Annotated in this window: 19 protein-coding genes; 11 read left to right on the top strand and 8 right to left on the bottom strand. The window is 65.6% G+C overall.

Annotation, left to right across the window (positions count from 1 at the left end):
* Positions 1–16: 16 nt before the first annotated feature.
* Positions 17–835, bottom strand: coding sequence for an SDR family oxidoreductase (locus E3T39_RS01465; RefSeq protein WP_134512995.1), 819 nt, complete (start codon positions 833–835; stop codon positions 17–19).
* A 90-nt stretch (positions 836–925) separates the two neighbouring features.
* On the opposite strand from E3T39_RS01465, the gene E3T39_RS01460 reads away from it, so the two are divergent.
* Entirely contained in the window at positions 926–1,138 is a 213-nt protein-coding gene (locus E3T39_RS01460) for a hypothetical protein (RefSeq protein ID WP_134512994.1), read from the top strand.
* On the opposite strand, the gene E3T39_RS01455 is transcribed toward E3T39_RS01460, so the two are convergent.
* The 4 genes from E3T39_RS01455 to E3T39_RS01440 all read right to left on the bottom strand — a co-directional run bounded on the left by E3T39_RS01455 (position 1,113) and on the right by E3T39_RS01440 (position 5,327).
* On the bottom strand, positions 1,113–1,745 hold the full coding sequence (locus tag E3T39_RS01455; RefSeq protein ID WP_134512993.1) for an HNH endonuclease family protein: 633 nt from the start codon (positions 1,743–1,745) through the stop codon (positions 1,113–1,115). The genes E3T39_RS01460 and E3T39_RS01455 overlap by 26 nt on opposite strands.
* A 357-nt stretch (positions 1,746–2,102) precedes the next feature.
* Complete coding sequence (locus tag E3T39_RS01450; protein WP_134512992.1) at positions 2,103–2,891, bottom strand: LLM class F420-dependent oxidoreductase; 789 nt, start codon at positions 2,889–2,891, stop codon at positions 2,103–2,105.
* Between the two features lie 165 nt (positions 2,892–3,056).
* Positions 3,057–4,646: a signal recognition particle protein gene (ffh, locus tag E3T39_RS01445; protein ID WP_134512991.1), complete on the bottom strand. Its 1,590-nt coding sequence runs from the start codon at positions 4,644–4,646 to the stop codon at positions 3,057–3,059.
* An 81-nt stretch (positions 4,647–4,727) separates the two neighbouring features.
* Complete coding sequence (locus E3T39_RS01440; protein WP_134512990.1) at positions 4,728–5,327, bottom strand: TetR/AcrR family transcriptional regulator; 600 nt, start codon at positions 5,325–5,327, stop codon at positions 4,728–4,730.
* Between the two features lie 71 nt (positions 5,328–5,398).
* Between E3T39_RS01440 and E3T39_RS01435 the strand changes: the two genes are divergently transcribed.
* Positions 5,399–6,943, top strand: coding sequence for an MFS transporter (locus E3T39_RS01435; RefSeq protein ID WP_134512989.1), 1,545 nt, complete (start codon positions 5,399–5,401; stop codon positions 6,941–6,943).
* Between the two features lie 95 nt (positions 6,944–7,038).
* Here the strand turns inward: E3T39_RS01435 and E3T39_RS01430 are convergent, their stop codons facing one another.
* Together E3T39_RS01430 and ftsY are read right to left on the bottom strand one after the other, a co-directional pair.
* Entirely contained in the window at positions 7,039–7,542 is a 504-nt protein-coding gene (locus E3T39_RS01430; protein ID WP_134512988.1) for a DUF2004 domain-containing protein, read from the bottom strand.
* A 22-nt stretch (positions 7,543–7,564) separates the two neighbouring features.
* Entirely contained in the window at positions 7,565–8,440 is an 876-nt protein-coding gene (ftsY, locus tag E3T39_RS01425) for a signal recognition particle-docking protein FtsY (RefSeq protein ID WP_134512987.1), read from the bottom strand.
* A gap of 260 nt (positions 8,441–8,700) precedes the next feature.
* On the opposite strand from ftsY, the gene E3T39_RS01420 reads away from it, so the two are divergent.
* The 9 genes from E3T39_RS01420 to fdxA all read left to right on the top strand — a co-directional run bounded on the left by E3T39_RS01420 (position 8,701) and on the right by fdxA (position 18,099).
* Positions 8,701–10,434: a nitrite/sulfite reductase gene (locus E3T39_RS01420; RefSeq protein WP_134513261.1), complete on the top strand. Its 1,734-nt coding sequence runs from the start codon at positions 8,701–8,703 to the stop codon at positions 10,432–10,434.
* Positions 10,431–11,225 (top strand): phosphoadenylyl-sulfate reductase, encoded by a 795-nt coding sequence (locus E3T39_RS01415; protein ID WP_134512986.1) that lies wholly within the window; start codon positions 10,431–10,433, stop codon positions 11,223–11,225. The genes E3T39_RS01420 and E3T39_RS01415 overlap by 4 nt, the downstream gene beginning before the upstream one ends.
* Positions 11,222–12,139: a sulfate adenylyltransferase subunit CysD gene (gene cysD, locus E3T39_RS01410; protein WP_241979443.1), complete on the top strand. Its 918-nt coding sequence runs from the start codon at positions 11,222–11,224 to the stop codon at positions 12,137–12,139. The genes E3T39_RS01415 and cysD overlap by 4 nt, the downstream gene beginning before the upstream one ends.
* The gene (locus tag E3T39_RS01405) at positions 12,139–13,194 is read left to right on the top strand and encodes an ABC transporter substrate-binding protein (protein WP_134512984.1); all 1,056 of its coding nucleotides are present in this window, start codon (positions 12,139–12,141) and stop codon (positions 13,192–13,194) included. Before cysD ends, E3T39_RS01405 begins: the two co-directional genes overlap by 1 nt.
* A 4-nt stretch (positions 13,195–13,198) precedes the next feature.
* Positions 13,199–14,611, top strand: a complete 1,413-nt coding sequence (locus tag E3T39_RS01400; RefSeq protein WP_134512983.1) for a sulfate adenylyltransferase subunit 1 — start codon at positions 13,199–13,201, stop codon at positions 14,609–14,611.
* A gap of 104 nt (positions 14,612–14,715) precedes the next feature.
* A complete protein-coding gene (locus E3T39_RS01395) occupies positions 14,716–15,438 on the top strand; it encodes an ABC transporter ATP-binding protein (protein ID WP_134513260.1) in 723 nt (240 codons plus the stop codon).
* Positions 15,428–16,339, top strand: coding sequence for an ABC transporter permease (locus E3T39_RS01390; protein WP_134512982.1), 912 nt, complete (start codon positions 15,428–15,430; stop codon positions 16,337–16,339). The genes E3T39_RS01395 and E3T39_RS01390 overlap by 11 nt, the downstream gene beginning before the upstream one ends.
* Before the next feature lie 45 nt (positions 16,340–16,384).
* The gene (locus tag E3T39_RS01385) at positions 16,385–17,785 is read left to right on the top strand and encodes an FAD-dependent oxidoreductase (protein ID WP_134512981.1); all 1,401 of its coding nucleotides are present in this window, start codon (positions 16,385–16,387) and stop codon (positions 17,783–17,785) included.
* Positions 17,782–18,099 (top strand): ferredoxin, encoded by a 318-nt coding sequence (gene fdxA, locus E3T39_RS01380; RefSeq protein WP_134512980.1) that lies wholly within the window; start codon positions 17,782–17,784, stop codon positions 18,097–18,099. Before E3T39_RS01385 ends, fdxA begins: the two co-directional genes overlap by 4 nt.
* A 16-nt stretch (positions 18,100–18,115) precedes the next feature.
* On the opposite strand, the gene smc is transcribed toward fdxA, so the two are convergent.
* Positions 18,116–21,739, bottom strand: coding sequence for a chromosome segregation protein SMC (gene smc / locus E3T39_RS01375; RefSeq protein ID WP_134512979.1), 3,624 nt, complete (start codon positions 21,737–21,739; stop codon positions 18,116–18,118).
* Positions 21,740–21,894: the final 155 nt, after the last annotated feature.

The following is a 21,894-nucleotide window of genomic DNA, read 5'->3' as shown; positions in this document are numbered from 1 at the left end:
TACCTCGCCTGAAGACTCAGTTGCCGTGTGCCTCGATAGAAACCGGCTGCCATTCGTTCCACGTCGCCAGTCGTGACTCGTAGTCCTTCGTCGCAATGCCCAGGGGTGCCTTGCCGAAGAAGATGCGCAGTGGCGGCTTCTGTGCATCGACGACCTTGAGGATCGCGCCCCGGGTGGCCTTCGGGTCACCGGGATCGTTTGCGGAGGGACGGCTCGCGGCTGCCTGTCGCACATCGGCGTACTCCGCCATCTCCTCGCTACGCGAGGCGGAGGGACCCGACCAATCGGTCGAGAAACCACCGGGTTCCACCAGCGTCACGTTGATACCGAAGCCCGCAACCTCCTGTGAGAGTGACTGTGAAAAGCCCTCGAGTGCCCACTTCGACGCGTGGTAGATGCCGACGGTGGGAAAGGCGCTGATACCGCCGATACTCGATACCTGGATGATGTGACCCGAACCCTGCTTTCGCATGACGGGCACCGCCGCCTGTGTGATCCAGAGGGCGCCGAACAGGTTCGTCTCGATTTGCGATCGGGCCTCGTCTTCGGTCAGCTCCTCGACCATGCCGAAATGACCGTACCCAGCGTTATTGACGACGACATCGAGCTGGCCGAAGTGCTCGGCCGCCCTCTGCACGGCCGCGAAATCCGCATCCCGGTCCGTGACGTCGAGTCGGATCGGCAAAAAAGTATCCGGATACTTCTGAACGAGAGCATCGAGAGTTTCCAGCTTTCGCGCGGTGCCTGCGACGCTGTCGCCACGCTCTAGCGCAGCTTCCGTCCACTCGCGGCCAAAGCCCTTGGACGCGCCAGTGATGAACCAGGTCTTGCTCATGGGTATGTTCCTTTCAATGGATGAACTACACGGATAACGTTCGACGCACGAGGAGTCCGGTGCCGCTCTTTCGCCCTGACCGCTCTAGCTGTGGCGAACCTACTACGCAATCGGCTGCGGTGGCGATCGGTCGCCGTCATCCTCGCGTTGATCCGGCTTCGTCTGCCTGCCTGCCTGCCCGAACTGCTCAGCCTCCACCGCATCCTCGATGAAGGCGGCAGCTACCAAAGCCAGCTCGCCGTCGCCGCCGTCGTGTTCGCTGCCATCATCTGGGCCGTCAGCAGGTTGCCAGCATGGACTTGATCGCGGCCTTTTCAGCGGAGTCCATGGACAGCCCCCACCCGTACTTTACGTGCACAACGTGCTTGGCGTAGGTGCAGTGGTACGAAGCCAGCGGCGGCTGCCATTCCGCCGCGTCCCTATCGGACTTGGACGCGTTGACGTTGTCGGTGACCGCGATGAGCTGACCGTCGCTCAGGCTGTTGGCGAACTGCTGACGCTTGCTCGTTGTCCACGTCGACGCTCCGGACCCCCAGGCCTCAGACAATGCCACGACGTGGTCGATGTCAACATCCGACGACGCGTAGTTCCAGGCACCGTCATAGACGGAGTACCAGTTTCCCGAGGTCGCGGAACAGGTCGAGCTGGTCACGACGTCGACGCCATCGCGCTGGAGCACTATCTCTCGTGTGTCGCAGCTACCGGACTGCGTGGACCAGTGCGGGAATAAATCTCGGGAATACCCGGCCGAACCCGTCTCGGCCTTGGTGGCGATCGTGGCCAGCTCGCTGTTGATCGTGGTGAGCGCCGGCGGGTCCGGCGGGGAGGCGAACGCCGGAGTGGCCGTCAGCTGAGTCGCCGCAACGACAAGTGCACCGATCAGTAACAGGGCGGGGGGCAGACGTGTCATCGAGACTCCTCGGATCGACCGTGAATCAGAATCCATCGATTCATCGGATTGCCTCAATCTTCTCGGGTACCGGGTCCGCACCGCAGGCCATTCGGTGAACACTAGGCAACCATCGCGCGACAGCCGGTTCGGAGCATCGACCGCGTGATCTCGGCACGCAGCACTCCGCCTGTGCGTGACGTGGCCTCCACGCATGATCTTGAGCAGCGTGGTGCCCCGCGTGACAGCGACGCTGACCCTCCTCCCCGCCCAGCGCTGCAGCGAGTTCAGCAGCCCTCAGGAAAACACGCGGTGGGCGTACAGTCATCCGGTAACGATGGCCGCAACCACTTGCTGAAACGGTCGGGGCGTGGGTGCTCAGGCGTTCTTGCTGTCGCGCCAGGCCAGCCAGTCGACGGCTTTGCCCAGGTCGTAGTCCGGGCCGGAGATTCCTACTGTGAATAGGCGGGTACCGAGGTCGTAGAGTTCGTCCGCGTCAGCGACGGTACGCCCGCGCAACTCGGTAGAGATCTCGATCTCGGCGATATCCCGGCCGACCTCGTCGCACCACGCTCCCAGCACGCCGAGCTTGTGCTCGAGCACCTCGGGGTTGGAGAAGGAATGCCAAATGTTGGCGTGCTGGGCGACGATGCGCAGCGTTTTCTTCTCGCCGCCGCCGCCGATGAGCACTGGGATGTCGCGGGTCGGCGGCGGGTTGATCCTGGCCCACCGGGCCTCGATGCGGTTCAGGCTGTCGTCGAGGGCGTTCAGCCGGGTGCCAGGCGTGCCGAACTCGTAGCCGTACTCCTGGTAGTCGCGCTCGAACCAGCCGGCGCCGGTGCCGAAGATGAAGCGTCCACCACTGATGTGGTCGATCGTGCGGGCCATGTCGGCCTGCAGATCAGCGTTGCGGTAGCTGTTGCAGTTGACCAGGGCGCCGAATTCGATCGTCGTCGTCTGCTCGGCCCAGGCGGCGAGGATGGTCCACGATTCGAAGTGCAGGCCGTCGGGCTCTCCGCTGAGTGGAAAGAAGTGGTCCCAGTTGAAGGCGATGTCGAAGCCTCGCGCCTCGACATCGGTGAGCGTGTCCCGAATCTTGACGTATTCGGCGTGCTGCGGGGCGATCTGCACGCCGATGCGCACATTCTGGTTCGTCGTTGAAGTCATACAACCAGCCTAGAGCCGCGCCGCGACCGAGAACTAGACGCATCAGATCGCGGATTCCCAGCACGCGCCGGGCCCACCTTATGAACACGGGCCCAGTCTATAAACTGGGCCCGCGGACGGGGCCCGGGCCCCGTCCACAAAATGGCCCGGGCGCGGGTGGGCGAACTAGCGGCCGAGCATTTTCTGCAGTGCGGCCATTTCTTCTTCGGTGGGGCCGCCGGCCTTGCCCTTGCCGGGCTGGGCGCCGGAGCCGAGACCGAAGCCGGAGCCAGCGGCATCCGCTGACGCCGTCTCACTCACGGGCTTGATGCCCGAGGCTATGGCGGCGTTCTCGGCGGCGCGCTTGGCCGGATTACCCGACTTGGAGCCCTTCTTCTTGGCCACCTGCTTGGGCTTGCCGCCGTAGCCGGCGCCGGGGATCGGTCCCATGCCGGGAATGTTGGGCATGCCGCCCTTGGCGACGGTCTTCATCATCTTGGCGGCCTGCTCGAAGCGTTGCACGAGCTGGTTGACCTCGGTGACAGTCGAACCGGAGCCCCTGGCGATGCGCATCCGGCGAGAGCCGTTGAGCAGTTTGGGACTGGTGCGTTCGAGCTTGGTCATCGACTGGATGATCGCCTCGGTGCGCACGATCTCGCGCTCGTCGAAGTTCTCGAGCTGCGCCTTCATGGCGCCGGCGCCGGGCAGCATGCTCATCATCTTCTTGATCGAGCCCATGTTGCGCAGCTGCTGCATCTGGCCGAGAAAGTCGTCGAGGGTGAAGGTGTCGGTCGCGAACTTCTCGGCGACCTTGCGGGCTTCATCTTCGTCGAACGCGCCCTGCGCCTGCTCGATCAGGGTGAGGATGTCACCGAGGTCGAGGATGCGGCCGGCCATGCGGTCGGGGTGGAACGGCTCGAAGTCGTCGAGCCCTTCACCGGTGGAGGCGAACATGATCGGGCGCCCGGTGAGCGAAGCGACGGAGAGTGCCGCGCCACCGCGGGCGTCGCCGTCGAGCTTGGTGAGCACGACGCCGGTGAAGTCGACGCCGTCCTGGAAGGCCTTGGCCGTAGCGACGGCATCCTGGCCGATCATGGCGTCGATGACGAAGAGCACCTCGTCGGGATCGATCGCCTTGCGGATGTTGGCGGCCTGCTTCATGAGCTCGGCGTCGACGCCGAGGCGGCCAGCGGTGTCGACGATGACGACGTCGTGCACCTTCTGCAGGGCGTACTTCACGCCGTCGCGGGCCACCTTGACCGGGTCACCGACGCCGTTGCCGGGCTCGGGCGCGTAGACGGCGACGCCGGCCTGCCTGGCGACGACCTCGAGCTGGGTGACCGCGTTGGGGCGCTGCAAGTCGGCGGCGACGAGCAGCGGGGTGTGGCCGTCTTTGGCGAGCCACTTGGCGAGCTTGCCGGCGAGGGTGGTCTTACCAGCACCCTGCAGGCCCGCGAGCATGATGATGGTCGGCGGCTTCTTGGCAAACTCCAGCCGACGCTGCTGCCCGCCGAGAATGGTGATGAGCTCGTCGTTGACGATCTGCACGACCTGCTGGGCCGGGTTCAATGCCTTGCTGACCTCGTCGCCGAGGGCGCGCTCCCGCACCTTGCCGGTGAAATCCTTGACGACCTCGAGGGCGACGTCGGCGTCGAGCAGCGCGCGGCGAATCTCACGAACGGTGCCGTCAACATCCGCTGCGCTGAGCTTGCCCTTGGTGCGGAGGTTTTTGAACGTCTCGGCAAGACGATCTGAGAGGTTTCCAAAAGTTGCCATGATGCGTTTAGTTTAACCGGTGCCCGCCGCTACTTCTAAACGGATGCTGCGGCGCGCACGTTGTGTCGATTCGGGCGAGCGTCAGTTGATCGCAGGCTCTGCGCTCGGTGCGATCAGCCGTTCGATCGCACGGATGACGTTGGCACGTCGGGCTGCTATCGCCACCGAGTCGGAACCGCCGCTGTTTGTCAGTACCACGCCGGGCTCGTGCACCCAGGCGGAGGCGATACCGAAGACGAGCGTCATGAGCTGCGCCGGCTCCCACGATGCGTCGACCCGGCCGGCGGCCTGGGCCAAACGGATGCGGCGCACCTGTTCGTCTCGATAGCCCAGCATGACTTCCAGGGCCGGCAGCCAGGTACCGTCAGTTTCGAGACGCGCCCAGTCGATCATGCGCAGGTGGTCGCCGTGCTGCACGGCGTGGTCGAACAAGGCTCCGGCGAAGGCCGGTACGTCATGGTCGGTAAGCACGGCGTCGCTCGCGAACTCGCGCAGGTTCAATTCCAACACCTCGAGAAACAGTTGCTTTTTGTCGGAGTAGTACGCGTACAAGCGTTCCTTGCTCGCGGATGCACTCTTAGCGATCCGGTCGATGCGCGCCCCGGCCAGGCCGTAGGTCGCGAATTCTGTGCGAGCCGCGTTGAGAATGCGGGTCCGGGGGTCTGCTCCATTGCGTGGCATACACCCGACTATAGCCAATAGTTCACATAAAACGAACTAGTTCGTTCGGTTTTGCCGATAAGGTTGCAGCTATGTCGACCCCACCCCGCAGTACCGTTCCGCCCGAATCAGCCAACACGATTGAACTCCAGGCCACGCCGCCCTCATCGGCGGGCGCGGCATCCGCTTCGCTCAAGGACGCGGCCAACCCTCGCCGCTGGTGGCTGCTCGCCATTGTCGCGCTCGCTCAGCTCACCGTCGTGCTCGACGGGACCATTGTGAATATCGCGCTCCCGCAGGCACAGATCGCGCTCGGCATGAGCGACGGCGACCGCACCTGGGTCGTCACTCTCTACTCGCTCGTGTTCGGGGCGCTGCTGCTGCTCGGCGGGCGCATCGCTGACTTCTGGGGGCGTAAGCGCTCCTTCATCGTGGGTATGGCCGGGTTCGCCATCGCCTCAGCCCTTGGTGGCGCCGCGCAGAGCACCTGGGAACTCCTCGCTGCCCGCGGACTGCAAGGGTTGTTCGCCGCTCTGCTCGCTCCGGCTTCGCTGGCCCTACTCACCGTGAACTTTCCCGGCGGCAAGGATCGGATCAAGGCTTTCGCTGTCTACGGAGCAATCGCCGGCGGCGGCGCGGCCGTCGGCCTCATTCTCGGCGGGGTGCTGACCGAATACGCGAGCTGGCGCTGGTGCCTCTACGTGAACGTGCCGATCGCCGTCGTCGCGATTGCGGCTGCCCTTCCGGTCATCCGGGAAAGTAAGGCCAACGGCAACACTCGGTACGACGTGCCGGGGGCTGTTCTCGTGGCGTTCGGACTCGGATCCCTGGTCTTCGGCTTCGCACAGGCCGAAAATGGCTGGGGCAGCTGGCCCGTGCTCATCTGTCTCCCACTCGGACTGGTGCTGCTGGCACTGTTCGTGTTTGTGGAGAGTCGGTCCAATCATCCGCTGTTGCCGTTACGCATTATCGTCAACAAGGTGCGCGGCGGGGCCTTTCTGACCGCTTTGCTTTCCGGCGCTGCCCTGCTCGGCGGGCTGCTGTTTCTCACGCTCTACTTTCAGATCGTGTTGGGTTACACGCCGATTCAGTCCGGCCTCGCCTCACTGCCGATGACCGCGACGATCATGATCGGTGCGGGTGTACTGTCGAAGTTTCTGGCGCGTACCGGCGTGCGCATTCCGATGACCGTCGGACCGGTCGTCGGCGCAGCCGGCCTGCTCTGGCTGACTCAGATCACGGTGGGCGGAAACTATGCGTTCGAGGTGCTTCCGGGGCTGATTCTGCTCGGCGTGGGCCTCGCGATGATCTTCGTGCCGCTGCAGAATGTGGCGCTGTCGGGCATCGCCGAGCATGACGCCGGCGCGGCGAGCGCTGCGGTGACGGCCATGCAGCAGATCGGCGGATCGATCGGAACCGCGCTGTTCACCGCGCTCTACACAGCCGCCGTGAGTTCGTATCTGGTCGGCAAGGTACCCTCACAGGCCGCACAGTTCGGCGCGCTCGTGAGCGGCTACCAGTCCGCTTTTCTGTGGGCGGCCATCATCATCTTCGCGGCGGCGCCCATTGCATTCTTCCTGGTACGCCCGCGCAGGCAAGACCTGCTCGGCGCGGGAGCCACGGTGCACCTCGGGTAGCAGAGCAGGCTGCCTTCGCACGGTCCCGGCCCAACTTGTGACCCCGGGCCCAGTTTATAAACTGGGCCCGGGGACGGGGCCCGGGCCCCGTCCAATTAGCTGTCCAGGGCCACCAGGACCGTGTCGCCGTGCACGTCGATCGTCACGACGAGCAGGCCGTCGGTGTCGTCGGGACTGATGGCGTACTCAAGCACCGCGAAGTGCGCCTCGTTGCCGGCGTGATGCGGGTGAAAACCAATGCGCTGCAGGCGCAGCGAGCGTAGAAAGTCGATCTGCTGGTCGCCGGAATCCCAGATGATGGCGTTTTCGATCGCCTCCTGGTCCATCTCGTCGAGCTGCTCAGCGATGTACTGGCTCGTCACCGACACCTCGGCCGACAGGTCGGCCACGAGGGACTCGCGCACCTGGGAGTCGAGATCCTCCATCGAGCCGATCATCGCAGCAGCAATGTCGAGCGCCTCGGCCGTCACCGAATCTTCATCGGGCGAACTGAGATCGATTTCGACGCTCTGGTCGCCGAGCTCCGCGGAGTCCGACCAGTAAACCTCTCCTTCGTCTTCGTCGCCGAGAATTCCAAAGAAATCGTGTTCAATGCTCATAGTGCTCCTCTAAAATTCTTCATCAGCCGACAAGTTTCTGGGCAAACACGTGCGGGGTGAAACCGGTGAGGTCGTTGATGCCTTCACCCTGCCCTACCAGTTTGATCGGAATACCGGTCTTCTCCTGTACCGCCAGCACGAAGCCACCACGGGCCGAGCCATCAAGCTTGGTCAGCACGAGGCCGGTCACCCCGGCGTGCTCTATGAACGCCTCGGCCTGGGCCAACCCGTTCTGGCCGGTCGTCGCGTCGAGCACGAGCAGCACCTCGGCAATCGGGCCCTGCTTCTCAACCACCCGCCGAATCTTGGTGAGCTCGTCCATCAGGCCGCCCTTGGTCTGCAGTCGCCCGGCGGTGTCGATGAGCACGATCTCGATGCCCTCGTTCTTCGCCTTCTCGACGGTCTGAAAAGCGACGGATGCCGGATCCTGGCCGGTCATCTGCGGCTTCACGATCTGCGCCCCGGCGCGCTCGGCCCAGGTCGCCAGCTGTTCGACCGCGCCGGCCCGGAATGTGTCAGCAGCCCCGATCACGACGCTGCGACCGTAGGTATTGAGAAACTTGGCGAACTTGCCGATCGTCGTGGTCTTGCCGACGCCGTTGACGCCGACGACGAGCACGACGGCGGGGCGCTCGGACAGTGTGAGGGTGGAGTCAAGAACCGAGAGCCGCTCTTCGATGCCTTCGCGGAGCATCCGCTGCAGGTCGGTCGGGTCGGTCGTGTTGTATTTGGCGACCTTGGCACGAAGGTCGGTGATGACCGCATCGGTGACACTCGGACCAAAGTCGGCCTGCAGCAGGGCGTCCTCGAGGTCGTCCCAGGTGTCGGCGTCGATGGTCTTCTTCGCGAACATTCCGCGCAGTGCGCCGGAGAGGGACCAGGGGGTTCGTTCAGCCATGTGCCTAGCCTACGGGGACGTCGCCGCCTTCCGCGCGGCGAGCAGCGCGGGCCGGTCGCAGCACGCCAACTGCCGACCGAACACTTGAGCGGTTCCGCGCAATCTGTGTGACGTCGCGTGACAGTGTGTGACAGCGCATGACCAGCTCGCCGCGCCCCTCTTCGTGCGGCGCAGTAGCGTGAGTGTCGTCGCTTCGGTCGTAAACCCCGGGGGCGGCGCCGCAAACCGAGGGAGCCGACGTGCCGAACGAAACCGAGACGGTGCACAGCGAAACGGCCGTAGCTGCGAATGCACCGGTCGCGACCAAACTGCCAGCAGCCCGCCCGCCGCGGCCGTCAACCCGCCCGAACGGCCAGTGGAAGATAGACGGTACCGAACCGCTCAACGGCAACGAGGTCTGGAAGCAGGTCGACAACGGCATCGCCGTCCGTGGCCGCATCGAAGAAATCTATTCCAAGCAGGGCTTCGATTCCATTGATGGAACCGACCTGCACGGCCGTTTTCGCTGGTGGGGCCTCTACACGCAGCGTAAGCCCGGCATCGACGGCGGCCGGACCGCCACCCTCGAGCCGGAGGAACTCGAAGACCGCTATTTCATGCTGCGGGTACGCATCGATGGCGGCCAGCTCACCACCGAACAGACGCGCGTGATCGGTGAGGTCTCCCGCGACTTCGGCCGCGACACCGCCGACATCACCGACCGCCAGAACGTGCAGCTGCACTGGATCCAGATCGAGGACATGCCCGAAATCTGGCGCCGTCTCGAAGCCGTCGGCCTCGAAACCACCCAGGCCTGCGGCGACGTACCCCGCGTCTTTCTCGGCTCCCCCGTGGCAGGCATCGCCGCAGACGAACTCATCGACCCGACCGCGGCCATCCAGGAGATCGCGCGCAAGTATCTCGGCACCGACGAATTCGCCAACCTTCCCCGCAAATTCAAGACCGCCATCACCGGCCACCCCAGCCAGGACGTTGTGCACGAGATCAATGACATCGGCCTCGTCGCCGTCGACCACCCCGAACTCGGCATCGGCTATGACCTGTGGGTGGGCGGGGCTCTCAGCACCACCCCGCGCTTCGCCGAACGGCTCGGTGCCTTCGTGGCCGAAGACCGAGTGTCCGAGGTGTGGCGCGGCGTCACCTCGATCTTTCGGGACTACGGCTACCGTCGCCTCCGCGGCAAGGCACGCCTGAAGTTTCTGCTCGCCGAATGGGGCACCGAGAAATTCCGACGCATTCTCGAAGACGAATATCTCGGCTACCCCCTGCCAGACGGCCCCGCCGCGCCGCGCCCGAAGACACAGGGCGACCACATTGGTGTGCACAAGCAGAAGGACGGCCGCTTCTACATCGGCGTGGCCCCCTTCGTCGGGCGAGTCTCCGGCCAGACCCTCATCCGCCTCGCCGACCTGCTCGAAACCTACGGCTCAAGGCGGCTGCGCACGACCCCACACCAGAAGATCGTGGTGCTCGACGTGGCGGAGGAGCACGTGGAGCCCCTCATCGCTGCCCTCGACGAGATCGGGCTTTCGGCCCGACCGAGCCTGTTCCGCCGTTCCACCGTCGCCTGCACCGGCATCGAATTCTGCAAGCTCGCCATCGTCGAGACCAAGCAGACGGCAACGGATGCGATTCTCGAGCTCGAACAACGCCTTGCCACCATCGATGCCCCGCACCCCATCACCCTGCACGTCAACGGATGCCCCAACTCCTGCGCCCGCATTCAGGCGGCGGATATCGGGCTGAAGGGCCAGTTGCTGCCGGATGGCAACGGCGGTTCCACCCCGGGTTTCCAGGTGCACCTGGGCGGCGGTCTCGCCTCGGTCGATCGCGAAGAAGCCGGCCTCGGCCGCACCGTGCGCGGCCTCAAGGTGACCGCCGAGAACCTCACCGACTACGTCGAACGCCTCGTGCGCCGCTTTCTGGCCGCCCGTAGCGCCGACGAAACTTTTGCGCAGTGGGCACACCGCGCCGATGAGGAGGAGCTCAAATGAGCGCTGTCAACCTGAACGCCGAGAGACGCAATGCCCGCGCTACGGCATCCGCTGCCCGCGACCTGCCTCCGCGTCGACCGAGCGCCGAACTCAAGGCCCTCGCCGAAGCTGGCTCGGCCGAGCTGGCCGCGGCCGCCGCCGCCAACAATCGTGAGGCCACCGCCGCCGAGGTCATCGCCTGGGTCGCCCGCAATTTCGGCGCTGATTCTGTCGCCGTGGCCTGCTCCATGGCCGACGCGGTGCTGCCCGAGATCGTGTCGCAGCAGCTGCCCGGCGTCGACGTGCTCTTTCTCGACACCGGGTACCACTTCGACGAGACCTATGCGACCCGCGACGCGGTAGCTGCCGCCCTGCCGGTGACGGTTGTCGACGTGTTGCCGCTGACTACGGTGCCGGAACAGAATGCCCTGCACGGCGCCGAACTCTTTGCCCGCGACGCGAACGCCTGCTGCGCGATGCGCAAGGTCGAACCGTTACAGAGGTCGCTCGGCGGCTACGAGCTGTGGTTCACCGGCGTGCGCCGCGACGAAGCACCCACCCGCGCCGACACCCCGCTGGTGACCTGGGACGAACGCAACGGCCTGGTGAAAGTGAACCCGGTCGCCGCCTGGAGCTACGACGAACTCATGGACTATGCCACCGAACACCAGGTTCCAGTGAACGTGTTGCTCTCCCAGGGCTACCCCTCCATCGGATGCGCCCCCTGCACCCAGCCCGTTGCGGCCGGTGCTGATCCCCGTTCCGGCCGCTGGGCCACCCTCGAAAAAACAGAATGCGGGCTCCACCTGTGACCACTACACCGGCAATAGCTCACCGCCTCTCCGAACTCGACGTGCTTGAGAGCGAGGCCATCCACATCATTCGGGAGGTCGTCGCCGAGTTCGAACGCCCCGTCCTGATGTTTTCCGGTGGCAAGGATTCTGTCGTGGTGCTGCACCTTGCCGCGAAAGCGTTCTGGCCGGGCAAGATTCCGTTCTCGCTGCTGCACGTGGACACCGGCCACAACTTTCCCGAAGTGCTCGAATTTCGCGACAAGACCGTTGCCGCGCACGGCGTACGCCTGACCGTCGCCAAGGTCGAGGATTACATCATTGACGGCCGCCTGGCGGAACGCGCCGACGGCACCCGCAACCCCCTGCAGACCCTTCCGCTGCTCGACGCCATCGCAGCCGGTCGGCACGACGCGGTCTTCGGTGGCGCCCGTCGTGACGAAGATAAAGCGCGCGCCAAGGAGCGCATCCTCTCGCTGCGCGATGAATTCGGGCAGTGGGATCCGCGCAATCAACGCCCGGAGCTGTGGAACCTCTACAACGGCCGCCATACGGTGGGCCAGCACGTTCGCGCCTTCCCGATCAGCAACTGGACCGAACTCAACGTCTGGCGCTACATCGAGCGCGAGAACATCGAGCTGCCCCCGCTCTACTACGCCCACGAGCGCGAGGTGTACCGCCGCGACGATATGTGGCGCGCGGTCAGCCCGGTCAGCCCGGCACGGGCCGACGAGACCATCGAACTTCGCACCGTGCGGTACCGCACGGTGGGCGATATGAGCTGCACCGGCGCGGTCGACTCGGCGGCGGTATCCGTTTCCGATGTCGTGCGAGAGGTCGGCGTATCCACCATCACCGAACGCGGCGCGACCCGGGCCGACGACCGCATCTCGGAAGCCGCCATGGAGGACCGCAAAAAGGAAGGCTACTTCTGATGCGCGGGCCCGTGTCAGCCATCGGCCTGACCCTGGCTGCGACCCTGCTTTTGAGCGGATGCTCCGGCGCGGCCGCGGCCGGTAGCGCCACCGGACCGGCCGAGGAACTACGCCTCGGCTATTTCGACAACCTCACTCACGCCCCGGCCCTGATCGGCCTCGAGCAGGGCTTTTTCGCCGAGGCTCTCGGAGACACCACCCTGAATGCCCAGGCCTTCGGCGCTGGTCCGGCCGCAATCGAGGCGCTCAGCGCCGGCGCGATTGATGCAGCCTATGTGGGTCCGAACCCGGCCGTGAACACCTTTGTGCAAAGCGCTGGGCGCTCTGCCGTGATCGTTGCCGGTGCCACCATCGGCGGCGCCGCCCTCGTCGTACGTAGCGGCATCGATTCGCCCGCCGATTTGGCGGGCACGACTCTCGCCTCCCCGCAGCTCGGTAATACGCAGGACGTTGCCCTGCGTTCCTGGCTGAAAGGCGAGGGGTACGAGACCAGCATCACTGGTGGCGGCGACGTGACGGTGGCCCCGACCGACAGCGCCCAGGCACTCACCCTGTTTAAAAGTGGGCAGATCGACGGTGCCTGGCTGCCCGAACCATGGGTGACCCGTCTGATTCTCGAAGCGGATGCGCACGTGCTCGTCGAAGAGGCAGACCTCTGGCCGAACGGCGAGTTCCCCACGACCGTGCTGCTCGTTGGCGCGGATTTCAATCGCCACCACCCGGAGACGGTTCGGGCGCTGCTACAGGGACACACGGCAGCCGTGGACTGGCTGAACGAGCATAAGGCCGAAGCGGCCGCCGTGATCAACAGGAAATTGGCCGCCGACACCGGCAAGCCGCTCGCGAACGCGGTCATCGACCGGGCGTTGGGCGCCCTGCGATTCAGCAATGATCCCCTGGCCGGCACGTTTCCGGTCTCGCTGCGCAGTGCCCTCGCCGCCGGTACCGCAAAAAACGGCGACCTTGACGGCCTGTTTGATTTGACCCAGCTCAACGGCATTCTCGCGGCAGCGGGAGGCGCGCCCATCTCGGCCGCCGGACTCGGAATGGAATAAGCGCATGACACTCACCATTGACACCCAAAACCTCGCCACCGAAGCCGCCGTCGCCGCTCCCGAAGGCACCCTGTTTCGCTTCGCGACGGCCGGCTCGGTCGACGACGGCAAGTCCACCCTGGTGGGCCGCCTGCTGCACGACTCGAAAGCTATTCTCGCCGACCAGCTCGAAGCGGTAACCCGCACCTCGACCGAGCGCGGCTTCGGTGGCGAGAGCGGCGGCATCGACTTCGCCCTGCTGACCGACGGCCTGCGCGCCGAACGCGAACAGGGCATCACGATCGACGTGGCCTACCGCTACTTCGCAACACCCGCGCGGTCATTCATTCTCGCGGACTGCCCCGGCCACGTGCAGTACACCCGCAACATGGTCACCGGCGCCACCACAGCGGATGCCGTCATCATGCTTATCGACGCTCGCAAGGGGGTGCTCGAGCAGACCCGGCGGCACCTCAGCGTCGTCGCACTGCTGCGGGTACCCCACGTGATCGTCGCAGTCAACAAGATCGACCTGCTGGACTACAGCGAAGCCGCCTACCGGGAGGTGGAGGCGAGCGTTCGGCTGGTCACCGCCGAACTCGGAATCGCTGAAGTTCTCGTGATTCCGGTGTCGGCTTTGGTCGGCGACAACGTCGTTGACCGCTCGGAGCGCACCCCCTGGTATGCCGGGCCGAGCCTGCTCGAACTGCTCGAAACCCTCACCGTGATCGACGACCTCGACGAACGCGGCCAGGCCACCGAGGCGTTTCGCCTGCCGGTCCAACTTGTGCTTCGCCCGCAGGGCGCGGTCGTCGTTGCGCCGGAACTCGCCGACTCCTACCGCGACTACCGGGCCTACGCCGGCCAGGTCGCGAGCGGCAGCATCAAGGTGGGTGACACCGTCAGCGTTGAACCCGGCGGCGGCACCAGCACCGTCACCGGAATCGACTTCGCCGGGGTTTCCCTCGACGAGGCCTTCGCACCGCAGTCGATCGCCCTTCGGCTGGCCGACGACCTCGACATTGCCCGCGGTGCCGTCATCGCAGCACGAGGTACCCTGCCGCCGGTCACCCGCACCCTCGAAGCCGATCTGTTCTGGCTGGACCCGCGCCCGCTCGCGCCGGGCGCCCGAATTCTCGTGAAATTCGGTACGACCGTGGTGCAGGCTCTGGTCAGCGACGTTACCGGTCGGCTCGACCTGACGACGCTCGGCGTTGAACCGGCCACAAACCTGGCCGTGAACGATATCGGGCAGGCCAGCATCCGCTTGTCGCGCGATCTACCCGTGGAACGTTACGTGCAGAACCGCCGCTCGGGCGCCTTCCTCGTGATTCACCCGCAGGACGGCGCAACCCTCGCCGCCGGAATCGTCACCGCGCCCGGCGAGCCCACCCGGGCCGGCGACGGCTCGGGCGCCGGGTCGGAAGTATCTCCATGACCTCCCCCGTACGCACGTTAGTGGTGACAGCGCCGGTGCAAACTGCTGAACCGGCCGCGGCCGGTGGGGAGGCAGCTGCGACGGACCTGGGGCCGGCCGCGATCATGATCGAGTCCCTCGGCAAGCGCTACGGCACCGGTCCGCTCGTGCTCGACGATATCAACCTCTCGATCGAGGCCGGCCAGTTCGTCTGCCTGCTCGGGGCGAGCGGATGCGGCAAGTCCACACTGCTCAATATCATTGCCGGCCTGGAGAAGCCGACCGAGGGCGCCGTCACCGTGGCGAGCGGCAAGGCCGCCGTTATGTTTCAGGACGCCGCTCTCTTTCCGTGGCTGACCGCCGGCCGCAATGTGGAGCTCGCCCTGAAGCTGCGCGGTGTGCCGCGTAAAGAACGCCGGACGGAAGCCCTCGAACTGCTCGATCTGGTCAACCTCGCCGATGCCTCCGACAAACGCCCGCACGAACTCTCCGGCGGCATGCGGCAGCGGGTAGCGCTGGCCCGTTCGCTCGCGCAGGACCGCAAGGTGCTCCTGATGGATGAACCGTTCGCCGCGCTCGACGCCATCACTCGCGACCTGCTGCACGAAGAGCTGGAACGGGTCTGGCGCCAGACTGGCCGCACCATCGTGTTCGTCACCCACAATGTGCGCGAGGCCGCGCGGCTGGGGCAGCGCATTCTGTTGATGTCGTCACGCCCCGGTCGCATCGTCAACGAGTGGACCATCACCGACACCGGCTCACGCCGCATCGAATCCCCCGAGGTCGCCCGTCTCGGCGATGAGATCACCGACCAGCTGCGAGAGGAGATTCGCCGCAATGCCGCTTGAATCACAGGCCGCCACCGCCAGGGTGCACGACCCCGGTCACGACGAACTGCGACGTTTGGAGGCGGGCCTCGATTCACTGCAGGCCGTGCCAGAAACGCCGCGCGGCGCCTTTCGCCGCACCCTCGACGGTGTCGTACCGCCGATTCTGCTGCTCATCGGTCTCGTCGCGGCCTGGCAGGTCTACATTCTCATCGCCAGGCCCCGCCCCGACCTGATTCCCGGCCCGCTCGACGTATTCGGCGCGTTAGCCAGCGCCTGGTCGAGTGACCGCTTGCAGCTCGCGGTTGCGACGAGTCTCGAACGCGGCGGGCTCGGCTTTATCATCGCGGTCGCCATTGGCACGCCGATCGGGCTGCTGCTGGCCGAGTGCCGCCCGGTGCGGCGCGCCCTCGGGCCGCTGCTCTCCGGTTTGCAGGTGCTGCCCTCGGTCGCCTGGGTGCCGGCCGCGATTATCTGGTTCGGCATCTCCGACGCCACGGTGTACTTCGTCATTCTGATGGGTGCTGTACCCTCGATCGCCAACGGACTCGTTTCCGGCGTCGACCAGATTCCGCCGCAGCTACGCCGGGTGGGCACGGTGCTCGGTGCCTCGCGCTTCGAAATGGCCACACTAGTCGTGTTGCCGGCTGCCCTGCCTGGCTATTTCTCCGGCCTCAAGCAGGGCTGGGCCTTCGCCTGGCGCTCGCTCATGGCCGCCGAAATTATCGTGATCGGTGGAGACATCGGTTTCGGCCTCGGGACGATGCTCGACCAGAGCCGCGAGCTCGCCGACCTGTCCGGGGTGCTCGCTACGATCCTGGTGATCCTCTTCGTCGGCATCCTGGTTGAGCTCGTGATCTTCGCCCCGATCGAGCGTCGCTTGCTGCGCCGCCGCGGGCTGATGGCTGCTGGCCTGCGCTGACCGGCGCATCCGTTTTTTCTGTTCGCTGCTGTTGAAAGGTTCCTCATGATTCCCGTCCCATCCGCCCTGCGCGTTGCCATCATCGGCGCCGGCCCGGCCGGCATCTACGCCGGCAATATTCTCACCCGGCTCGTCCAGGAGGCTGGTCACGAGGTGGCCATCGACCTGTTCGATTCGCTGCCAGCACCGTACGGACTGATTCGCTACGGAGTTGCCCCCGACCACCCGCGTATCAAGGGCATCGTGAAGTCGCTCCAGGAGATGCTCGAAACCGGAACGACTCGCTTCATCGGCAATGTCACGTACGGCACCGACCTGAGCCTCACCGACCTGCGCGAGCACTACCACGCGGTCATCTTCGCGACCGGCGCCATTCTCGACGCCCCGCTCGTCATTGACGGCATCGACCTGCCCGGCTCGTTTGGCGCAGCCGACTTCGTCTCCTGGTACGACGGGCACCCCGACGTCCCCCTGGAATGGCCGCTCGACGCAACCGATGTGGCCGTGATCGGCAACGGCAACGTGGCCCTGGATGTGGCCCGCATTCTCGCCAAGCACGCCGACGACCTGCTCACCACCGACATTCCCGCCTCGGTCTATGCCGGCCTCGCCGGCTCGCCGGTGACCGACGTGCACATATTCGGTCGCCGCGGACCGTCGCAGGTGAAATTCACCCCGATCGAACTGCGCGAACTCGCCGACATTCCCGACGTCGACCTCGTGGTTTATGCCGAGGATTTCACACCCGATTCGCACAGTGAACAGCTCGTCGCCAGCAATAACCAGGTCAAAATCATGACCCGCACGCTAAACGGATGGCTCACCAAGGCTCCACTCGGCGCCTCGCGTCGTCTGCACCTACACTTTTTGCACGCCCCGGTCGAGGTGTACGGAGACGGTCGGGTGGAAGGCATCCGTTTTGAGCGCACCGAACACACCGGAGACGGCGGAGTGCGATCGACCGGTCAGATTCTCGACTACCCGGTGCAGGCCGTCTACCGTGCGGTCGGCTACCGCGGCAGCGCCCTGGCCGCGGTACCGTTCGACGCTGTGCGCGGTGTCATTCCCAACGACGGCGGCCGCGTGCTCGATGCGGTCGGCCAGCCGATCGCCGGCCTGTACGCCACCGGGTGGATCAAGCGCGGCCCGATCGGGCTGATTGGACACACCAAGGGAGACGCGCTGGAAACCGTGACGCGGCTCGTGGCCGACCTGCCGGTGCTGGTTGCCGTGGGCACGGCCGTTGGCACGGCGGATGCGATTCTGGCCCTGTTAGACGAGCGCGGGGTGGAGTTCACTACCTGGGCCGGCTGGCAGGCCCTCGACGCCCACGAACTGATGCTCGGCAGCCTCGACGAGGTCACTCCGGGTCGCGAACGGGTGAAGGTCATCTCCCGCGCGGAACAGGTTGCGATCTCGCGCACGGAAGCGTTGTTGACCCTGTGACGTATGTGATCGCTCTTCCGTGCGTCGATGTGAAAGATCGTGCCTGCATCGATGAATGCCCGGTGGACTGCATTTATGAGGGCGAACGCTCCCTCTATATTCATCCTGACGAGTGCGTCGACTGCGGCGCCTGTGAACCGGTCTGCCCGGTCGAGGCCATCTATTACGAAGATGACCTGCCCGAACAGTGGGCCGACTACTACAAAGCCAACGTGGAATTCTTCGACGACATCGGCTCCCCAGGAGGCGCCGCCAAGATCGGCGTACTCGCCAAGGACCACCCCGTCATCTCCGCACTGCCACCCCAGGGCTAGGTCGGTTGTTCTCGAATCAAGACACGGTGGCACTCACCCGCTGGTCGGCTCGGGCGCCGACGCGTTGGCCCACGACGGCGCTGACCCCGTCTTGCCGCATGCTGACACCGTAAAGGGCATCCGCTATCTCCATGGTGCGTTTTTGGTGCGTGATCACAATGAGCTGGCTGGTTTCGCGCAGGTCTTCGAAGATGGTCAGCAGTCGGCCGAGGTTGGCATCATCGAGTGCCGCTTCGACCTCGTCCATGATGTAGAACGGGCTCGGGCGGGCCTTAAAAATGGCGATCAGGAGGGCCACTGCGGCAAGCGAGCGTTCGCCACCGGAGAGCAAGGACAGCCGTTCGATCTTCTTACCGGCCGGCTTCACCGACACCTCGATGCCGGTCGTGAGCAAGTCGTCGGGGTCGGTGAGCCAGATGCTGCCACTGCCGCCAGGAAACAACACGGGAAATACGTCGGCGAAGGCCGCCTGCGTGTCATCGAATGCGGACGAGAAGATGGACTGCATCTTTTCGTCGATGTCGGCGATGATGGTTAGCAGATCGCTGCGCGTCGCGGTGAGGTCGGTGAGTTGTTCCGTGAGAAACCGGTGCCGTTGCTCGAGCGCCGCGAATTCCTCGAGCGCGAGCGGGTTCACCCGGCCGAGCTGGCCGAGCTTGCGTTCAGCAGCCGCGAACCGTTTCTGCTGTTCGGCCCGATCGAAGCGGATACCGTCGCTTTCGTCGCTACCATGGGCGCTGGCGCTGTCTTCGCTGGTGCGGCTTTCGCCGGTAACACTGTCCATGGCGCTTGAGCCAAGACCCGTACCGTCGCGCGGAATGACCTGATCGGGCCCATATTCGGTGACGAGCACATCTTCGGTTAGCCCTAGTTCGCTTGCGGCGCGTTCGAGCAGTGCCGAGAGTTGCAGTTTCTTCTCGTAGATCTCGAGTTCGAGGCCGTGCACGGTGTCAGTGATCGAGGCGAGCCGCTCGCGCAGGGTGTTCTCGTCACGACGCAGCTGCTGAAGTTCGGTGTTCTGGCTGGCCCGTTCGGTTTCCGCGCTCGCCAACTGAAGCCTCGCCTCGGCGACGGAGCGATCCGCGGCGGCGAGCACGGCCGGAAGTGCCGTGGCGACCCGGGACGCGGCATCCACTTGGCGACGACGAACGACTGCGCGGCGCGCCGCCGCGGTGGCCGCCGTGCGGTCGGCCTCCAGCTGATGGGTGAGGGTCGTGACGTGCACTTCGCCAGCGCGCACCCGCTCGCGAGCGGTTTCCACTTGCAGCCGAGTCTCCACCTCGGTCTCGCGGGCGGCCTCGAGTTCGGTGTACAGCGCGTCGCGCAGAGTCGCGTCAAGCATGGGCCGTGGCCGTGACCGTGCTGTGTCGAGGGCGGCTGCGGCCCGTGCGGCGACGGCTTCCGCTTCGGTGACAGCGCTGCTGGCGAGCTGAAGCGCGGCGGACACCCGGTCAACGTCGGCGGCGTGGGCGTCTGCCTGCACCGAGAGTCGCCCACGCCGTTCGGTCACGGTGGCGAGCCGCGTTTCACAGGCTCGCAGGGCCGCCCGCGCACTGACGGACTGCTCTTTGTGCGCCTGCAACAGTGTGCGCTGTTCGGTGAAGTCGAACCGCACGCGGTCGATCTGCGAGGTGACGGCCGCCAGTTTCTCGGCAGCGGTATCGCGTTCGGCGACGAGTTCGAGCCTGCTCTGCCTGGCGCCGGCCCCTCCGCGTACGACCCACGGGCTCAGCACCTCTCCGGAGAGGGTAATGAGGGTGAGGCCTTTCGGCAGCTGTATCGTGCTGGCCACGGCCAGATCGTCAGCGATGACGGTCTGGGCGAGCAGACCACGTACCCCGGCTGGGCCGTCGACGACCGAGTTCGCCCAGCGGATGCCCAGCTGCGCGCCCAGTTCATCAACTGGCGCTGCCAGGCTATCGGCATCGGCATCGGCATCGGCATTGGCCACGATCAGTTCGACCCGCCCGTAATCCTCGCGTTCGGCCTGCATGATCGCGGCTAGTGCGGCGTCGCGGTTGTCGGCAAGCACGGCGTCGGCGAGGGAACCGAGTGCGGCAGCGATCGCCGCCTCGAACCCCGGCTGCACCCGCACATGGTCGGCCACGAGGCCGCGAATGCCGGCTAGCTGCGCGGCGAGCACCGCGGTCGAGCCGTCCTTCTGATCGAGCGCGAGGGAAAACGCGCCCTGTCGGGCTGCCTGAGCGTCGCGTTCCCGCTCGAGCCGGTGCAGGTCATCACGAAGGCGCTCCACCTCGGCCTCAACGCCCTGCACCGCAGTCTGCGCCAGTTCGAAGGCCTCGGAGAGTTCGCCAGCCTCTGGTTCGCCAGCGGGAACGGCGGCTGGCAGTTCGTCGAGCTGCTGCTGCGCTTTTCGGTTGCGATCCATCGCGTCGCCCCGAGCATTCTGCTGCCGCAACTGCTCACCGCGCACGGCAGCAAGCCGCGACGTCGCCGCCTCGGATTGCCCGGTCAGGTGCGAGATTTCGAGGTCGTGCCGAGAAACGAGTGCTGCCTGCGCCGCAATGTCTTCGTCGACCGCGTCGAGCCGCGACCGGGCCGCAGCACTCTGCTCCCGGGCGGTGTCTGAAGCGATTTGGGCTGTCCCGATGCCTGCACGCAACTGTTCAACCTCGGCGGCGGACTCGGCCAGCATGGTCGGGGTGACACTCGACACGAATCCGGTCGACTCCGCCTGCGAGCCCAGCAGGGCCAGTCGCTGATTGGCGAGCGTGAAGAGTGCACGCAGGCGTTCCTGCGCCGACTCCAGTTCGTGACTGGTGCGGCGAGCCAGGTCGACGGCATCGCCGACCTTGCTGAGCTCAAGCCGCTGCACGCGCCCCTGTTTCTGCGAGAGCTGTTCCTGAAGCACGACCCGCTCGGTGTGCCGTTCACTCTCGGTGCGGTCATAGGCGTCGAGAGCGGTGCGCAGCGCCACGACGTCGTCGGCGAGCAGGCGGGCACGCGCGTCGCGGACGACGGCAGCGATGGTCTGCGCTTCCCTGGCGATTTCGGCCTGGTGTCCGAGCGGCTTGAGCTGGCGCCGAATCTCCCCGGCAAGGTCGCTCAGCCGAGTGAGGTTGGTCTGCATCGCATCAAGCTTGCGCAGGGTCTTCTCTTTGCGGCGCCGGTGTTTGAGAATGCCGGCGGCCTCCTCGATGAAGCCTCGACGTTCCTCCGGGCTCGCGCGCAGCACAGCGTCGAGCTGTCCCTGCCCGACGATGACGTGCATCTCCCGGCCGAGGCCGGAGTCGCTGAGCAGTTCTTGCACGTCGAGCAGCCGGCAGGTGCGCCCGTTGATGGCGTACTCGCTCGCGCCGTTGCGAAACAGGGTGCGCGAAATGGTGACTTCGGAGTACTCGATCGGCAGGGCGCCGTCGGTGTTGTCAATGGTGAGGATGACCTCGGCCCGGCCGAGCGGCCCGCGGGTGGACGTGCCGGCAAAGATAACGTCTTCCATCTTGCCGCCGCGCAGGGTTTTCACGCCCTGCTCGCCCATCACCCAGGCCAGGGCGTCGACGACGTTGGACTTGCCCGAGCCGTTCGGGCCCACAACGCAGGTGACGCCGGGCTCAAAAGCGAAAGTCGTCGGTTGCGCGAACGATTTGAAGCCCTTGAGGGTGAGGCTCTTCAAATACATCGGTCACCCTTTCGGTAGCTTGCCCGCGAATCAGTGGTCTGTCGGCTGATTCAACGGTACCTTGCCCCACCGACACTGGCCGGGACATCCGCTTATGTGGATGGGTGGCGACCGGAATTGCGGAGATTGGGCGTGCCACAGTGGCTTTTCGGGCC

The sequence above is a fragment of the Cryobacterium suzukii genome, assembly GCF_004403185.1.
Taxonomy (GTDB): Bacteria; Actinomycetota; Actinomycetes; order Actinomycetales; family Microbacteriaceae; genus Cryobacterium; species Cryobacterium suzukii.
The sequence above is the reverse complement of the archived record's forward strand: the minus strand, read 5'-3'. Positions and strand labels throughout refer to the sequence as shown.

Coding starts and splice junctions, on each gene's coding strand:
- E3T39_RS01430 (WP_134512988.1), bottom strand. CDS start 7,542: ATGAGCATTGAACACGATTTCTTTGGAATTCTCGGCGACGAAGACGAA.
- E3T39_RS01405 (WP_134512984.1), top strand. CDS start 12,139: ATGCGCGGGCCCGTGTCAGCCATCGGCCTGACCCTGGCTGCGACCCTG.
- E3T39_RS01450 (WP_134512992.1), bottom strand. CDS start 2,891: ATGACTTCAACGACGAACCAGAATGTGCGCATCGGCGTGCAGATCGCC.
- E3T39_RS01385 (WP_134512981.1), top strand. CDS start 16,385: ATGATTCCCGTCCCATCCGCCCTGCGCGTTGCCATCATCGGCGCCGGC.
- E3T39_RS01390 (WP_134512982.1), top strand. CDS start 15,428: ATGCCGCTTGAATCACAGGCCGCCACCGCCAGGGTGCACGACCCCGGT.
- E3T39_RS01395 (WP_134513260.1), top strand. CDS start 14,716: ATGATCGAGTCCCTCGGCAAGCGCTACGGCACCGGTCCGCTCGTGCTC.
- ffh (WP_134512991.1), bottom strand. CDS start 4,646: ATGGCAACTTTTGGAAACCTCTCAGATCGTCTTGCCGAGACGTTCAAA.
- smc (WP_134512979.1), bottom strand. CDS start 21,739: ATGTATTTGAAGAGCCTCACCCTCAAGGGCTTCAAATCGTTCGCGCAA.
- E3T39_RS01435 (WP_134512989.1), top strand. CDS start 5,399: ATGTCGACCCCACCCCGCAGTACCGTTCCGCCCGAATCAGCCAACACG.
- E3T39_RS01415 (WP_134512986.1), top strand. CDS start 10,431: ATGAGCGCTGTCAACCTGAACGCCGAGAGACGCAATGCCCGCGCTACG.
- ftsY (WP_134512987.1), bottom strand. CDS start 8,440: ATGGCTGAACGAACCCCCTGGTCCCTCTCCGGCGCACTGCGCGGAATG.
- E3T39_RS01440 (WP_134512990.1), bottom strand. CDS start 5,327: ATGCCACGCAATGGAGCAGACCCCCGGACCCGCATTCTCAACGCGGCT.
- E3T39_RS01465 (WP_134512995.1), bottom strand. CDS start 835: ATGAGCAAGACCTGGTTCATCACTGGCGCGTCCAAGGGCTTTGGCCGC.
- E3T39_RS01455 (WP_134512993.1), bottom strand. CDS start 1,745: ATGACACGTCTGCCCCCCGCCCTGTTACTGATCGGTGCACTTGTCGTT.
- E3T39_RS01400 (WP_134512983.1), top strand. CDS start 13,199: ATGACACTCACCATTGACACCCAAAACCTCGCCACCGAAGCCGCCGTC.